Source organism: Ureibacillus sp. GCM10028918 (genome assembly GCF_042666115.1).
In the GTDB taxonomy this organism is placed as follows: Bacteria; Bacillota; Bacilli; order Bacillales_A; family Planococcaceae; genus Ureibacillus.
Genome location: NZ_JBHTFK010000002.1, coordinates 37,726 through 53,204, shown reverse-complemented (window position 1 = coordinate 53,204; position 15,479 = coordinate 37,726). Strand labels below are relative to the sequence as shown.

Here is a 15,479-nt window from a genome sequence, read left to right as displayed (position 1 = left end):
TTCATCCCTCCAATATTATTTTTTAAATTGTCGACAGATTTCTTTTAATTCTACAATTACCTGATCTGCTTCTTCCCATGAATACGCTGTCGCACCAGAAGCAAGGGGATGTCCACCACCGTTGAATTTCTTTGCAAGTTGGTTAATCACCGGACCTTTCGAGCGTAAACGGACACGAATTTGTTCCGTTTCCTCCACCAAAAATACCCACGCAGTAACCCCTTTAATATCACTTAAAGAACCTACTAATAACGAAGTATCTGAAGGTGTCACTTGGAACTTCTCTAAAACTTCCTTTGTCAATTTTATGAAACAAGCTCCATTTTCATCTATTTCAAAGTTCTCATAGATATATCCTTGCAAATGCAATAAATTAGGCTCCTTTTCATACATCCCATTAAACACTTCAGTTCGGTCAAAATCGTATTTAATTAACTGCCCAGCGATTTCAAAAGTTCTAATGGAGGCACTTGGATAGATGAAGCGTCCCGTATCACCAACGATTCCAGCAAACAAGAGACGCGCACCAGCATCTGACATTTGCCAATTTTTATATTCTTTTCCTTCTATAAATAGTTCATAAATCATTTCACTGCATGAACTAGCGTTCGTATCCACCCATAACAAATCACCGTATTGATCATCATTCGGATGGTGATCAATTTTTATTAAGAATGCACCAGTATTATACCGACTATCATCAATACGTCCTGTATTTGCAGTATCCGTCACAATGATTAAACTGTCAGTAAATACATCATCGCTAATTTTTTCAGGTACTTCCAGGAATGTTAAAGAAGGATCATGCTCCCCAACAGCATAGATTTTTTTATTTGGGTAGTTTGCTTCTAATAATCGTTTTAGTCCAAATTGAGAACCATATGCATCCGGATCTGGACGAACATGTCTATGGATGATTATTGTATCATATTGCTCAATTTTGTCGATGATTTGTCGTTTCAAAGGAAATTCCTCCTGTAATCACTGTTTTTCGTTTTATGTGTTAGCTTTTTTTTATAAAAATCGTTACAATAGTGGAAGCACTCTTTACATAACTCAATTATGCACCTTTTGGGAGGTAAAAATCGTGAACATATTTTTTCTATTTTTTATAGTCATTTCATTTGCTGCTTATCTTTACAATAAAGCAAAAGAATTCCGCTCCACTTTACCTATTCAAAAAAAATGGTATAAAGCAAAAGCTGGTGTTGCACTTGGTATTTTTGTAATTGTATTTGGATTGAATACATGTGTCGTTAACCCTACACTTGTCGGCTTTTTGATTGCTGCAGTATTTATCCTTATAGGGGCTGTGAAAGCCTTTTCTAGCTATAAGCGCGTACGACATGAAGGTAAATTTGTTAAAGAAGAGTATGAACTAAATAGATAGCCTCATTAATCTTGAGCAATATACAAATAAATCTTGTATATTGCTTTTTTTATATTCAAGAATTGTTCCATGCCGAGAAAAAGTCGTACTCTACTATGTCAATTCTAAAAGAAAAATGATGATTATATAATCCACCTAAGGCTCATCGCTTTTAATTTTTACGATAAGCCAAGATATACCTGGATTTAGCGCTCCAATAGTTGGAACATCATCATTGCTTTTCCAACCAGTACTGTTTCATTAAATACATCGAAATCCATTTTCACGAATTTACGACTCATGTCTAAAATATGTGGAACAACCGTTAACACACTTTCCATCTGAACTGGTTTAATAAAGTAAATCGTCATGTTTTCTGCAACGGCATCTCCACGTTTTCGACGTTTTAATGCAAATGAACCCACTTCCGAAAGTAATGTTGTAAATGCGCCATATGAGATCGCCCCATATTGATTTGTCATTTGTGGGGTTACTGTAAACTCCACTACAACATCGTCTTCCCCCATAACTTTCATTTCACTTTTTACCAAGTCGTCTATTGTTTCACCATGCTGCGGCTGACGTTGTGCATGCTGCAAGGCTTTAAGTACATCTTGTCGGCTAATAACTCCTTGTAATATTCCATCATCGTTGACAATAGGCAATAAATCGATTCCTTCCCAAATCATTCGATGTCCAGCAGCCGCTACACTTGTTTTCATGGAGCCTGAAATCGGATTTTTTGTCATTACCTTATCAACCGTTTCACTATCTTCTTTTCCAATAACGTCTTTTACTGAAATCATGCCGATTAGCTTATTTGTAGCAGTCACTATAGGGTAGGCACCGTGTGTAGTTTGCAGGTTTAGCTTGTGGAAGTCTGCAATTGTATCCGTAGTTTTTAGTGAATACGTTTCTTCGATTGGAACATAGATATCTTCAATTAATAAGATATCTTTTTTAATTAATTGGTCATAGATTGCACGGTTAATCATGGTAGCTACAGTGAATGTATCATAACTTGATGAAATAATTGGCAATTCCAACTCATCAGCTAATAATTTATTTTCTTCTGTTGTATCAAAGCCACCCGTTATTAACACGGCAGCACCCGCTTTTAATGCGTTTTCATGTGCTTTGAAACGATTCCCTACAATTAGTAAACTTCCGGCATCTGTATACCGCATCATGTCATCTAATTGCATCGCTCCAATGACAAACTTGCCCAAAGTTTTATGCAAACCGTCTTTTCCACCTAATACTTGTCCGTCCACGATATTGACGATTTCGGCAAAAGTTAGACGTTCAATATTTTCTTTTTTCTTCTTTTCTATACGAATTGTCCCAACACGTTCAATGGAACTTACTAAACGGCGATTTTCAGCTTCTTTTATTGCTCTGTATGCAGTTCCTTCACTTACTTGCATTTCCTTAGCAATTTGTCGAACAGAAATTTTATCGCCTACAGGCAGTGATTCAATATATTGTAGAATTTTTTCATGTTTTGTTGACACAATATCACCTATTCCCATCTATCTTTCCTGGTATTAGTGTAACATATTTAATTTATGTATAAAAAAAGAAAGTAGCGTAAAATTTAGCAGAATGATGATTGTTCACCAAACTTCTGCTTATTTACGCTACTTTTTATTCAATTATAATTCTACTTCTTCACCCGGTTTTACAATCTGTACTTTACTGCCCTTTACAAGTTCAGCAAAGACGGTTGGATCCTGTTTAATTACCGGGAATGTATCGTAGTGAATAGGAACAACAGTTTTTGGTTTGAGCAATTCTGCTGCATAAGCTGCATCCTCTGGTCCCATTGTAAAGTTATCGCCGATTGGCAGGAAGGCTACATCTATGGAATTTCTGTCCCCAATCAGTTTCATATCCCCGAATAGCGCTGTATCACCAGCATGATAAATTGTTACACCTTCTGCATAGAATAAAATCCCGCCTGGGTTACCTGTATTAATTACTTCATTTTCTGTTTCATATACAGACCCATGGAAAGCAAGCGTATATTTCACTTTCCCGAATGGAAACTCATATGCTCCACCGATTCCCATCGGGTGAACATTTAACCCTTGTTTCCCTAGATATACTGCAAGTTCGTTTGGAGCAACTACGAGGGAATTATTCGATTTTGCCAATTCAATCGTATCCCCTACATGATCATTATGGCCATGAGTCAATAGAATAACATCTGGTTTTTCTTCCTCTACTTTTAAATCTGTTAGTCCATTTCCACTAATGAAAGGATCAATCAAAATCGTTTTGTCATTTGTTTTAATCTTTACAATTGAATGCCCATGATATGAGACTTGCATCTTTTATCCTCCTTCATTTTGTGTTCAAGTAATCTTAATTCGTTTTTAAATCGTTTTTTTCCTTCTTTTGCTATACTATAGACAGCGAAACTAGAAATCAGCGAATAATTCTCATTGACCTAGTTGGGCATTTTTCTGGTAATAACCCCTGCATATCTAGATATATACAAGAGATTACTGTATAAACCGATGCTCATGCAATTTAAATGATTTAAAATCAGTAGGAGGCTATTTATGAGTAAATTACAACAACTACAATCTTATTTAAAAGAAAATCAATATGATGCTGCTTTTATTACTACACCAGATAATGTTTTTTATTTTTCGAGTTTTAAAAGCAATCCACACGAACGTTTATTAGGAGTGATGGTGTTTCAGGAGGCAGCACCTTTCTTGGTTTGTCCAAAAATGGAAGCACCCGATGCAAAAAACGCAGGATGGGACCAAGAAATCATTGGCCATCTTGATACAGACAATCCATGGAGTCTCATTGCACAAGCCATTCAATCACGTGGCATTACGGTATCAACATTGGCAATTGAAAAGTCGCACCTAACTGTTGAACGTTTGGAGAGTTTACAGGATATTTACAGCCAAGCGAACTTTGTTCGACTTGACGACAAAATCAATGAAATGCGTGTGATTAAAGATGAAATCGAAATTGAGAAAATGCGAAAAGCTGCCCGACTTGCAGACTATGCAATCGAGATAGGGTGTACGGAAATTGCAGAGGGAAAAACAGAGATGGAAATCTTAACTGCCATTGAGAATGCTATCCAGGCTGAGGGTTGTAAAATGTCTTTTGAAACAATGGTACTTTCAGGTCCAAAGACTGCTTCCCCACATGGTACACCAGGAGATCGCAAAGTACTAAAGGGCGATATGATTTTATTTGATTTAGGCGTTATTTACGATGGATACTGTTCAGATATTACACGCACAGTTGCCTTCGGGGAACCAACTGAAGCTCAAAAGGAAATATACAATACTGTGCGTCAAGCAAATGAGAATGCCATTGCAGCTGTAAAACCTGGTGTTCGTGCGATGGATTTAGATAAAATCGCTAGAGATACAATTACCGATGCAGGCTATGGTGAGTATTTCACCCATCGCTTAGGTCATGGTCTTGGAATTTCTGTGCATGAATACCCTTCTGTTACAGGAACGAATGAATTAGAGCTTAAATCAGGAATGGTCTTCACAATTGAACCTGGTGTTTATAAAGCGGATGTTACTGGCGTTCGTATTGAAGATGACGTGGTTGTTACAGAAGATGGTGTAGAAGTTCTGACAAAGTTCACTAAAGAATTAGTCATTCTTTAATATGTAAAGGTGGTGCAAAGATTTCTCTTTGACCACCTTTTTACTTATTATTTCACAAGCTCTTGTTCACTAGTTGACTTTCTTCCTAAATACGCTTCAACAATTCGGGGATCCACTATTAAATCGGATGCCTTTCCTTCAATAATGATTTTGCCTGTTTCCATGACATAACCATAGTCCGCAATTTTCAAAGCTTGCTTTGCATTTTGCTCAACTAGAAGCACCGTCGTTCCTGCATGCTTAATTTCTTTAATAATGTTGAAAATTTCTGCAACAATTAATGGCGCAAGACCCATTGAAGGCTCATCTAATAATAAAAGCTTTGGTTTGGATAATAATGCGCGAGCGATTGCCAGCATTTGTTGCTGTCCACCCGATAAAGTTCCAGCCATTTGAGTTTGTCTTTCTTGTAATATCGGGAAACGTTGCATGACATTTTCAATATCCACTTTTACATCTTTATCTTTTCGGTGATAGGCACCCATCTCTAAATTTTCCAACACCGTCATGCTCGATAAAATAGCACGGCCTTCAGGAACTAATGCAATTCCTCTTCGCAATAATTGATCAGGACGCAAGCCTGTTATATTCTCTCCTAAAAACTCGACGATGCCATTTTTTGGTTTCAATAATCCTGCAATTGTTTTCATTGTCGTGGATTTCCCAGCACCGTTTGCACCAAGCAAAGTAATAATTTTACCTTCTTGCACCTCTAAATCAATGCCCTTTAATGCTTGAATTTGACCATAATATGTTTCAACATTTGACAATTTAAGCAATTTCGTCTTCCTCCTCTTTTCCGAGGTAGGCTTCAATAACCGCTTCGTTGTTTTGTATTTCAGAAGGTGTTCCGTCAGCAAGCTTCTCACCGAAATTCAATACGGTAATACGATCACAAAGTTTCATTACAAGTGGCATATCGTGTTCAATAATTAACACCGTAATCCCTTTTGATTGAATCATTTTGATCAAATCGTACAAACTATCCGTCTCTTTCTCATTCATGCCAGCTGCGGGTTCATCCAATAATAGAAGCTTCGGATTACTGGCTAATGCGCGTGCAATTTCTAATCTTCTTTGCTGTCCATAAGCTAAATTTTCCGCAAGCGTATCTTTATGTTCTAGAAGACCTACTAATTCCAATAGGTCTTCGGCTTTCTGATGTAGCTGGACTTCTTCTTTTTTTTGTTTCTTTGTACGAAATACACTACTAAAAACGCCGGAAGAGCTTCGACTATGTCCACCAACCATTACGTTTTTCAAGGCCGACATTTGTGAGAATAGACGAATGTTTTGGTATGTTCGACAAATCCCCTTCTCTGTAATTTTATGAGATTTAAGGCCGGTAATGGTTTCGCTATTAAAAATGATTTCACCAGAAGAAGGCTCGAAAATGTTTGTAATTAAATTAAACATGGTTGTTTTTCCTGCACCATTCGGACCTATCAAGCCATAAATTTCTCCTTGCTCAATAGAAAAAGAAACATTTTTCAGGGCATGAATACCGCCAAAGTTTTTTGAGACATTTTGAATTTCAAGCACCATTAACGTACGCCCCCTTTTGAACGTTTTATCCCTTTAAATCTGCCTAATAAATGAATATCCAATATTCCTTGTGGACGTACAGCCATTAAAATAACTAGCATAATCCCGTAGATGATATATCGATATTCACTTACAAATCGTAATAATTCAGGCATTAGAGTTAAAAAGACAGCACCAAACACTGACCCAATGATGACCTCACTGCCTCCAAACACAGTAAAGATTAAAATCTCGACTGCACGATGATATGAAAAATCTGAAGGAGATATATAACCCATTACATGTGCAAACAAAGCACCTGCTAATCCTGCTAAAAATGCACCTTGTGCAAAGGATAGCACTTTAAAGTACGTAATATCGATACCCATGGATTCTGCCGCTTTTTCATCCATTTGAATTGATGAAAACGACCTTCCTACTCTTGAATTTTGTTGTCTTACAACAAACCAAATCGTTGCGAGTACGATGAGGAATAACAGTACGAAAACCATTAAAAAGACGAATTGGTTATTTTTCAAACCAATCATTGATGGTTCAAATCCGAATCCCCTCACTAAATTCAATAGTTCTCTACCTATTTGCGGAACTCCAGTTAAACCAATTGATCCTCTTGTCAATGACTCCCAGTTCACGAAAATTACACGAATTACTTCTCCCAGACCTAAAGTTGCAATTGCTAAATAAACCCCAGTTAATCTTAAAGAAGGAATACCGATAATAATTCCTAATATTCCTGCTAAGCATGCACCTGCCAACACACCGATAAAAATTGGCAAGTCGAAGTTGATGGTTAATAAAGCTGATGTGTAAGCACCAATCCCCATAAAACCTGCACTACCAAGTGATAATTGTCCTGACGACAAAGGCACATAAACACTAACAGCCAATAGAATATTTATTAAAATAAATGACCCAATTTGCAAATAATACGGATTTATAAAATCTAACATGTTCTCACCTGCCTTCTGCTACCTTTGAGCCAAAGATTCCTTGAGGTCTTAATAAAAGTATTAAAATAATCATTACAAATGCAATGGCGTCACGATAACCCGAATCCCCATAGGCAACGAGGAATGTTTCCGAAAGACCTAAAAGTAACCCGCCAACCATCGCACCTTTGACATTGCCCATGCCACCTAAAATAATGATGGCAAGTCCTTTTAGACCAATTGCTAACCCCATTTGTGGACTAACTGAGTTAAACGCCATACCAACTAAAATTCCGGCGATTCCTCCCATTGCGGAAGCAATAATAACAGTTAATGTAATAACTTTTTTAGTATCTACTCCTAGAATACTAGCCGTCTCTAAATTCTCAGCAGTCGCACGCAAGGCTTTACCTGCTTTTGTTTTTGATAGCCAAGTTGATAGACCTATCATTAAAATGATGGAAATAGCAAAAATAACAATTTGTACGATATAAACTGTTACCTCACCAATTTCAATACTAATTTCTGCAAATTCTGTCCGAAATGGTTTATTTCCTGCTCCAAAAATATGGTGCGATAAGTTTTCAAGCAAGATGGAAACACCAATCGTACTAATTAATGGCGCTAAATGAGATACCCCCTTTTTTCCTCTCAAAGGACGTAAAGTCATTTGTTCCAACAAATAACCTAAAATAGCAGTTACAACTATTGAAGCTATAAATGCAAGCCATAAGGGCCACCCTAGTACCCCTGTCGTCATTACACCTACAAAGGCACCAACCATAAAAATTTCGCCATGTGCCATATTAATAATCCCTAAAACACCAAAGACCAGGGTAAACCCCAGGGCTACAATTGCATAAATACTCCCCAGGGTTATACCATTAATTAATTGTTCTAATAGCAAGCTAATCATCCTTTAATATCATTTTTGTCATCCAACTTTTGCAAAAATGAAATCTATTAGTCCATTTGTAGATTCATATTTACATACACTAATTGTTTCTAATACTAATTATTCAAATTCTATAAATTCTCCGTCTTTGATTTCTACAACTTTAACATCCATGACAACATCGCCTATTTCGTCAAATGAGAAGTTACCTAGTAAACCTTCAAAATCTTTTGTTTCTGCAAGAGCTTCGTGGAACAGTTCACGATCTGCTTCTCCCGCTCTCTTTAAAGCATCTGCATAGATATATAGTGCGTCATAAGCTTGTGCAGCAAATTGGTCTGGCAGTTTACCGTACTCAGCTTCATATTTTTCATTGAAATCAACTACTTTAGCTTCTTCCGATTCACCAAACCATGGTGTCGCAACAATTAGCCCATTCGCTGCCTCTCCAGCAATTTCGATTACTTGCGGAGAATTGAAACCATTACCCCCAACAAAAGGTACTTCAAGACCCATTTTACGGGCTTGGTCCATAATTACAGCGCCTTCATTATATAAAGCGGATGCTAAAATTAAATCTGGATTTGAGTTTTTAATCTTAGTTAACTGTGCATTATAATCGCTTTGTCCTTTTTGGAAAGTTTCAGTCGTTAAAATTTCTAATCCCATATCTTCTGCTGCTTTCTTCATTGTGTCAAAACCAGATTGTGTTAAAACATCATCATTCCCATAAATCATTGCCACTTTTGTTGCTCCGGTTCTTTCAACAGCTTTTTCCATTGCCGTCGGGATTGCTAATGCTTCAGGAATTGAATTTCTGAAAACATAATCACCAATTTCTGGAATCCCTTCAGCTGTTGTTGAAGTACCCATTATTGTAATCCCGTTTAAGTCTGCTTCAGGTGCAACAGCAAAAAATTCGGTACTTAATGTTGGCCCGATAATTGCAAGTATATTATCGTCGCTCATTAATTTTTGTGACGCTGAAAGAGCTTGCTCTGCTTCACCTGCAGAATCTTCTATTACCAATTCAATGTTAACTTCACCTTGTTCGTTTATCTCGCTTTGCGCTAATTTTAGACCTTGAGTTATCGCTTCCCCATAAGCAGCACCTGCCCCCGTCAAATAAGAAACAACGCCAATTTTCGCATTAATCGTTCCACTTTGGTCACTGGTTGAACCTTCACTTTCCGCACTCTCTCCGCTACATGCTGCAAGTAAAAGTAACATTAATACTGCTGATAATGTTATAGATTTACGTATAATCTCTTTCATATTAACCCCTCATTTTCCTATTTTTACGAGCAATTCTATTAAATTACATTTTCATGTAAAAGTAAATAGTAATTTCTAAATAATTCGTATTTTCAGATAACTACACCTATACCGTATACTAAAATTTGTCCGATCAGCAAGAACAAGCGATAAGGCATAGTTCCATTGATATTTCTAAGTAATTTAATAAATAAAAAAACTACCTGCCAGATTAAATTTCTAACAAGTAGCTTTCAGAGATATATTAAGTAATTTATAATAGTGAATCCACAGGAACGTACTCGCGTCCTTGATCTTCCGCAACCGCTTTATAAACTACACTTCCCTCTAATGTATTAATGCCTTTTCTTAAGGATTCATTTTCAGTACAAGCTTGTTTATAACCCTTATTGGCAATTTGCAAAGCGTAAGGAACTGTATTATTTGTTAAAGCTATCGTAGCTGTACGTGGAACGGCACCAGGCATATTTGCTACTGCATAGTGTACTACACCGTGTTTAATATAAGTTGGATCATCATGTGTAGTAACACGGTCTGTTGTCTCGAAGCTTCCGCCTTGGTCGATCGCAATATCAACTATAACAGAACCTGGACGCATGGATTTCACCATTTCTTCTGTTACAAGCTTTGGTGCTTTTGCCCCTGGAATTAATACGGAACCGATGACTAAGTCAGAATCTTTAACAGATTCAGCAATATTATAAGGATTAGATATTAGCGTTTGAACAGAAGAACCAAAGATATCTTCCAGCTGACGAAGACGCTCAGGATTTAAATCTAGAATGGTTACTTCCGCCCCCATGCCAACAGCGATGCGAGCTGCGTTCGTACCAGCCATACCACCACCAACAATTGTTACTTTTCCACGTGGTACACCAGAAACTCCACCTAGAAGAATCCCTTTTCCGCCATTCATCTTTTCTAAATATTGTGCTCCAATTTGTACAGACATTTTACCAGCAACTTCACTCATAGGAGTTAATAATGGTAACGAACGATTTGGTAATTGTACCGTTTCATAAGCGATTCCAACTACTTTGTTATCTAGTAAGCTTTGTGTCAATTCTAATTCCGGAGCTAAATGTAAATACGTAAATAATACTAAGCCTTCATAAAAGTATTGATATTCACTTGAGATTGGTTCTTTTACTTTCATTACCATTTCTTGTGCCCAAGCTTCTTTTGCTGTGGCAACAATTGTTGCACCCGCTGTCACGTAGTCGTCATCCGAGAATGAAGACCCAATTCCAGCACCCGTTTCAATAAATACTTCATGACCGGCACTTGTTAATGTTACTACTCCAGCAGGCGTCATTGCTACACGATTTTCATTGTTTTTTATTTCCTTCGGTACCCCGATTTTCATAGCTGATTTCTCTCCCTGTTGTAGAATTTATGTATCCATTATTATGAATGCAAATCCATAATACCAATATTTTCCCCATATTGTAAGATACTAAATTCATGTTCATTAAAATTATTTTCTAAATTATAAAAATATAGGACTTTAAAGAAAATTCGAGTTAAAAACGGGACTTTTACTTCTAAAAATAGGTTTTTAAAAAAATACAAACCTAACAACAATTTGCATAATATAAAAACCAACAAAATTATGGATAAATTTAGAAATTAGTGTGAACGTTTTCATTTTAGCTTCTATCAGAAGCTCTTTACATTACTAATCTGATATAATTAGTTATAGAAAAAGGAGGAATTATTATGACTCAATATAAAAGTATCGTAGTTGCAGTAGATGGTTCTAAAGAAGCTGAATATGCTTTCAAAAAATCAATCGATATCGCAAAACGTAATCCTGAATCGAAACTTAATTTAGTAAACGTAATTGATACTCGTTCCTTTGCGGCCATTGAAGCTTATGATCGATCAATCGCCGGACGTGCACAAACCTTTTCAGAAGAATTATTAAACGGTTATAAAAAGCAAGCTGAAGAGGCTGGTCTTAAAAATGTAAATACGATTATTGAATACGGTTCTCCTAAAACAATTATTACAAAAGAGCTTTCAAATGTTGTAGAAGCAGATTTAATCATCTGTGGTGCAACCGGGTTGAGTACCGTAGAACGTTTCCTCATCGGTTCCGTTTCAGAAGCAATTGTACGTTCATCAAAATGCGATGTATTAGTCGTAAGAACACCTGAATGATTTCTCATACCAGATAATTCAACTACAGATTAACCCTTCTACGCAAAGTTTTAAACCGTAGAAGGGTTTTTATTTTTCTCAATTCTTTTTGTTATTTTCAGATGCTTTTAGGATGAACTATCCGTTTTGAAAAATAGATTCTCCAGAAAATAAAAAGGCATCCGAGTATACGTTGAAACACTCAGATACCTTTTGCTTATTTACTTTCCTTCCACATTTGAACTTTCTCAAAAAACATGGATAACGCTTCTTTATTGGACATGTTGGGCACTTTCGCTAGTAATACTTCACGTGGGGCTTTTAAGGATTTCGATTGTTTTTGTAGAATTAAAATGCTTTTCTCGTGTGCTTTCGTTGCAAATAAATTCTCTGGAAGCTGTATAACTGCTTGAATCCAAGTCGCTTTTTTCAAAAACTTATGTAGATCCTTTGATTGCTCAGATTCAAACATATTTGCAGGAATTAAGAAGAATAAATAGCCGCCTTCCTTTGTATGTTTAATCGATTGCTCAATAAACAAATGGTGGGCATAGCTCATCCCCTCATGTGCGCATAGTTCATACTCAACTGCCACTTCTTCATTCGGGTAATAGCCGACCGGTAAATCGCAAACTACAGCATCAACTGGATCAACTAACATTTTTTGCAAGGCATCCTGATGGTACAGTACTACTGGTTGTTCAATAAGTTCTGCACTATCAGCTGCAAGACGAATTAATAATTCATCTACTTCAATTCCAGTAGCAGACACTTTTCCATCGAGTAGATTCATTACCGTTAAAAGCAAATTTCCTGTTCCTACTGCTGGATCTAGTAAAGAAATAGGACTTGTTTTTAATTGCTCTTCAAAAAATTGTTCAACAAAATAACCAACCAACAATCCAAGCGTATCAGGCGTCATTTGATGATTTGGCTGCGAAGTTTTTCGCATCCCCTTCAAAATCGCAATTTGAATCGCTTTACGAATTTCTTCTTTGGATGCATCCTGGAAGGCCAATGGTTCTTTTTCATCAAGAACATCTTCAAGCGACTGTAATACAGCATCCAAAAAAGTTATACCTTCAGCTTTTTCGTATTTTTCCGCTTTTTCATTAATAAATGAAAATATTTGTTCAAACTTTTCCATAAAAAACTCCTTTTGAAATGAACAACCCACTCCGAAAAATTCTCGAGTGGGTGTACATCTAAGCATTCTTTTATAACAGACTTTAATAGTCTACCATTTATCTGTTAGATTGACTTAAATTAAAGCTTTTACAGCTGCAATAGCCGCTTCATAATCCGGATGGCTTGTACCTTCTGGAACATATTCAACGTACGTTACAGTACCTTCCTTGTCAATCACAAATACTGAACGAGCCAGTAAACGCAGTTCCTCCATGTAAACTCCGTAAGCTTTACCGAAAGATAACTCTTTGTGATCAGATACAGTGTGAGCACCTTCAAGACCAGCAGCAGCACACCAGCGTTTTTGCGCAAATGGCAGGTCAACAGAAACCGTATAAAAGGCTACTCCATCGCCTAAGGCCACTACTTCCTCATTAAATCGACGCGTTTGAGCATCACAAACTCCTGTATCTAATGATGGTACAACACTAATAAGACGTACTTTTCCTTCAGAATCTTTTAATGTTACTGGTGATAAATCATTTGCTAATACTGTAAACTCAGGTGCTTTGTCCCCTACTTTTACTTCATTTCCTACTAATGTTACCGGGTTGTTTTTAAATGTTACTTGTGCCAATTTGGAACCCTCCTTTATATTACGTAAATAATCTTACTAAAGATAATTCCTTCTTTGCAAATAACTTCTCTTACAAATTTTTACGTTCCAATGAAAAAAGCGAAGAATTGCTTCTTCGCTCCTAGTATGTTACCTCTTTAAACTGTTGGTGTGACGGAATTATGGGAATCATAATCCTCGTTTTGAGGATGTTCGATTACTACTTCCTTTTTCCGTTTAATAAACATTTTTTCTTGCACGACCGATGTATCTGCAATAATATCATTTAAGCCATTATTTTTTGGCATAAATGCTACCATAAGGTAAATGATGGGAATTTTATTACTTATAAATCGTCCAACTAATTCTCTAAATATAACCGTTAACCAATCTAATTTTGCATCGTTTTTCCCTTTTACCCTTAGTCCAAAAATCATTTTCCCAACGGTTTGCTGCCAGTATTTTGTTGTAATCACAAAATAAGCATAATAAAAGACACCTGATACAATCGTCATTGGTGAATACCAATGACTTTCCGATAAACTCCAGCTAAATAAGTGGAAAAGTGGATTGATTATAATGCCCACAATGGCTGCAACAACTAATACGTCCACCACAAATGCCCAAAAGCGCATCCAAAAACCTGCTGTCTTCTCTTCAATCTGTTCAATAATTTGTATTTGTTGTTTCGTAAGGTTGGGCACAAGCTCATTTTTAGGAAGAGAAACGTTTGAGTCATAGTTTTCATTTTCTGACATCTATAGCCCCTCCTTAATTTTCACCGTATAAATACATCATGCGTGGTCCACCATTTGAAGACATTAGTTTTGTTAAGAATTGCTGTTCAGGAGAAGGGCCAAAGAATGAACTGACTTTCATGCCCAACATAGAAGTCAAATCACCGAAGTTTGATTCATACTCAAAAACTTCTGCATTTTCTAATCCATAGTCTGCTCTTACTGCCGCTATTGCATCTTCAATTCCCCCGATTTCGTCAACAAAACCTGCATTAAGTGCTTGAGTTCCACCCATAATGCGTCCGTCTGCTACTTTTTTAACATCGGCTTCTGACATACCTCTACCATTTTCAATCACGTCAACAAAGTCTTCATAAGATTCATTGATCATTTCTTGAAGCATTGCTTTTTCTTCTGCTGTGGTTGGTCTTGTTCCACCAAACATATCTTTGTGCTCACCTGATTTAATTGTTTCGAATTCAATTCCTAAATTACCTGCAAGCTCTGAAAAATTATAGCTTTGCATGATGACACCAATTGAACCAGTAATTGTTTCCTTATGTGCAAAGATTTTATCCGCTGGTGCAGAAATATAATATCCTCCAGAAGCAGCATAAGAACCCATCGATACGTAAATTGGGATATTTCTTTGTTCTTTTATTTCAACTAATTTTTCATGAATATCAGCCGATTCAATTACTCCCCCACCTGGTGAGTTTACATATAGTACAACAGCTTGAATGGACTGATCGCTTAAAATAGTTTCTAATTGTGCTAAAAAGTTTTGATGATCGTATTCAACTGCCGAGAAAGGTGTACTTGATCCGATATCCTGGATTGTTCCGTCAACAGATAATAAAGCAATCCTGCTTCCCATATCACCTGGTTCTACTACGGTTTCAATCATTGTTTGTTCAGTTGCGGTTAAGCTATCAAAATTCGAAAAAAAGTCAGTTTTGAATATGGATATTACTGTATTCAAACCGATCGAAAAAACAATCAACACAACTGCCGCTCCTAATGCTAGCCATCTTTTTGTATTCATCTCATTACTCCTCCTTCACTCTTACATACGGATTGGTTGTTTATTTGTTTCAAAGTTTATCTAATTTTTTAGAAAATAAATCCATATTGTGAACATAATCATTTTCATGTTAATAAAAAAGAGAGATTAAAGCCATTATATA

The 15,479-nt window shown here is 36.6% G+C and carries 16 protein-coding genes; 3 read left to right on the top strand and 13 right to left on the bottom strand.

Going from position 1 to position 15,479, the window contains the following annotated elements:
- Nucleotides 1-15: 15 nt before the first annotated feature.
- The gene (locus ACFQU5_RS00250) at nucleotides 16-963 is read right to left on the bottom strand and encodes a DHH family phosphoesterase (RefSeq protein ID WP_390283474.1); all 948 of its coding nucleotides are present in this window, start codon (nucleotides 961-963) and stop codon (nucleotides 16-18) included.
- Nucleotides 964-1,087: 124 nt separating this feature from the next.
- On the opposite strand from ACFQU5_RS00250, the gene ACFQU5_RS00245 reads away from it, so the two are divergent.
- Nucleotides 1,088-1,390 (top strand): YtpI family protein, encoded by a 303-nt coding sequence (locus ACFQU5_RS00245; protein WP_390283471.1) that lies wholly within the window; start codon nucleotides 1,088-1,090, stop codon nucleotides 1,388-1,390.
- A 185-nt stretch (nucleotides 1,391-1,575) separates the two neighbouring features.
- On the opposite strand, the gene ACFQU5_RS00240 is transcribed toward ACFQU5_RS00245, so the two are convergent.
- A complete protein-coding gene (locus tag ACFQU5_RS00240; RefSeq protein ID WP_390284672.1) occupies nucleotides 1,576-2,883 on the bottom strand; it encodes a DRTGG domain-containing protein in 1,308 nt (435 codons plus the stop codon).
- A 141-nt stretch (nucleotides 2,884-3,024) separates the two neighbouring features.
- On the bottom strand, nucleotides 3,025-3,702 hold the full coding sequence (locus ACFQU5_RS00235) for a metal-dependent hydrolase (RefSeq protein WP_390283468.1): 678 nt from the start codon (nucleotides 3,700-3,702) through the stop codon (nucleotides 3,025-3,027).
- A 234-nt stretch (nucleotides 3,703-3,936) separates the two neighbouring features.
- Between ACFQU5_RS00235 and ACFQU5_RS00230 the strand changes: the two genes are divergently transcribed.
- Entirely contained in the window at nucleotides 3,937-5,025 is a 1,089-nt protein-coding gene (locus ACFQU5_RS00230) for a M24 family metallopeptidase (protein WP_390283465.1), read from the top strand.
- Between the two features lie 47 nt (nucleotides 5,026-5,072).
- Here ACFQU5_RS00230 and ACFQU5_RS00225 read toward each other — a convergent pair whose 3' ends face one another.
- The 6 genes from ACFQU5_RS00225 to ald form a co-directional block, all read right to left on the bottom strand.
- The gene (locus ACFQU5_RS00225) at nucleotides 5,073-5,804 is read right to left on the bottom strand and encodes an ABC transporter ATP-binding protein (RefSeq protein ID WP_390283463.1); all 732 of its coding nucleotides are present in this window, start codon (nucleotides 5,802-5,804) and stop codon (nucleotides 5,073-5,075) included.
- Nucleotides 5,797-6,570, bottom strand: coding sequence for an ABC transporter ATP-binding protein (locus ACFQU5_RS00220; RefSeq protein WP_390283460.1), 774 nt, complete (start codon nucleotides 6,568-6,570; stop codon nucleotides 5,797-5,799). Before ACFQU5_RS00220 ends, ACFQU5_RS00225 begins: the two co-directional genes overlap by 8 nt.
- On the bottom strand, nucleotides 6,570-7,520 hold the full coding sequence (locus ACFQU5_RS00215; protein ID WP_390283457.1) for a branched-chain amino acid ABC transporter permease: 951 nt from the start codon (nucleotides 7,518-7,520) through the stop codon (nucleotides 6,570-6,572). Before ACFQU5_RS00215 ends, ACFQU5_RS00220 begins: the two co-directional genes overlap by 1 nt.
- A gap of 4 nt (nucleotides 7,521-7,524) precedes the next feature.
- Nucleotides 7,525-8,406, bottom strand: a complete 882-nt coding sequence (locus tag ACFQU5_RS00210) for a branched-chain amino acid ABC transporter permease (protein ID WP_390283454.1) — start codon at nucleotides 8,404-8,406, stop codon at nucleotides 7,525-7,527.
- 108 nt (nucleotides 8,407-8,514) lie between these two features.
- On the bottom strand, nucleotides 8,515-9,669 hold the full coding sequence (locus ACFQU5_RS00205; protein ID WP_390283450.1) for an ABC transporter substrate-binding protein: 1,155 nt from the start codon (nucleotides 9,667-9,669) through the stop codon (nucleotides 8,515-8,517).
- Between the two features lie 253 nt (nucleotides 9,670-9,922).
- On the bottom strand, nucleotides 9,923-11,035 hold the full coding sequence (gene ald, locus ACFQU5_RS00200; RefSeq protein ID WP_390283447.1) for an alanine dehydrogenase: 1,113 nt from the start codon (nucleotides 11,033-11,035) through the stop codon (nucleotides 9,923-9,925).
- A gap of 350 nt (nucleotides 11,036-11,385) precedes the next feature.
- On the opposite strand from ald, the gene ACFQU5_RS00195 reads away from it, so the two are divergent.
- Entirely contained in the window at nucleotides 11,386-11,832 is a 447-nt protein-coding gene (locus tag ACFQU5_RS00195) for a universal stress protein (RefSeq protein WP_390284670.1), read from the top strand.
- Nucleotides 11,833-12,028: 196 nt separating this feature from the next.
- On the opposite strand, the gene ACFQU5_RS00190 is transcribed toward ACFQU5_RS00195, so the two are convergent.
- The 4 genes from ACFQU5_RS00190 to sppA all read right to left on the bottom strand — a co-directional run bounded on the left by ACFQU5_RS00190 (nucleotide 12,029) and on the right by sppA (nucleotide 15,337).
- Nucleotides 12,029-12,958, bottom strand: coding sequence for a class I SAM-dependent methyltransferase (locus tag ACFQU5_RS00190; protein WP_390283444.1), 930 nt, complete (start codon nucleotides 12,956-12,958; stop codon nucleotides 12,029-12,031).
- Between the two features lie 114 nt (nucleotides 12,959-13,072).
- Nucleotides 13,073-13,576, bottom strand: a complete 504-nt coding sequence (tpx, locus tag ACFQU5_RS00185; protein ID WP_390283441.1) for a thiol peroxidase — start codon at nucleotides 13,574-13,576, stop codon at nucleotides 13,073-13,075.
- Between the two features lie 137 nt (nucleotides 13,577-13,713).
- Complete coding sequence (locus ACFQU5_RS00180) at nucleotides 13,714-14,313, bottom strand: RDD family protein (protein ID WP_390283439.1); 600 nt, start codon at nucleotides 14,311-14,313, stop codon at nucleotides 13,714-13,716.
- A gap of 13 nt (nucleotides 14,314-14,326) precedes the next feature.
- Nucleotides 14,327-15,337 carry a signal peptide peptidase SppA gene (gene sppA, locus ACFQU5_RS00175; protein ID WP_390283436.1) on the bottom strand — a complete coding sequence of 337 codons (1,011 nt, stop codon included), beginning with the start codon at nucleotides 15,335-15,337 and terminating at the stop codon, nucleotides 14,327-14,329.
- Nucleotides 15,338-15,479 lie beyond the last annotated feature (142 nt).

Coding starts and splice junctions, on each gene's coding strand:
- ACFQU5_RS00190 (WP_390283444.1), bottom strand. CDS start 12,958: ATGGAAAAGTTTGAACAAATATTTTCATTTATTAATGAAAAAGCGGAA.
- ACFQU5_RS00215 (WP_390283457.1), bottom strand. CDS start 7,520: ATGTTAGATTTTATAAATCCGTATTATTTGCAAATTGGGTCATTTATT.
- ACFQU5_RS00205 (WP_390283450.1), bottom strand. CDS start 9,669: ATGAAAGAGATTATACGTAAATCTATAACATTATCAGCAGTATTAATG.
- ACFQU5_RS00220 (WP_390283460.1), bottom strand. CDS start 6,570: ATGGTGCTTGAAATTCAAAATGTCTCAAAAAACTTTGGCGGTATTCAT.
- ACFQU5_RS00230 (WP_390283465.1), top strand. CDS start 3,937: ATGAGTAAATTACAACAACTACAATCTTATTTAAAAGAAAATCAATAT.
- ACFQU5_RS00235 (WP_390283468.1), bottom strand. CDS start 3,702: ATGCAAGTCTCATATCATGGGCATTCAATTGTAAAGATTAAAACAAAT.
- sppA (WP_390283436.1), bottom strand. CDS start 15,337: ATGAATACAAAAAGATGGCTAGCATTAGGAGCGGCAGTTGTGTTGATT.
- ACFQU5_RS00180 (WP_390283439.1), bottom strand. CDS start 14,313: ATGTCAGAAAATGAAAACTATGACTCAAACGTTTCTCTTCCTAAAAAT.
- ald (WP_390283447.1), bottom strand. CDS start 11,035: ATGAAAATCGGGGTACCGAAGGAAATAAAAAACAATGAAAATCGTGTA.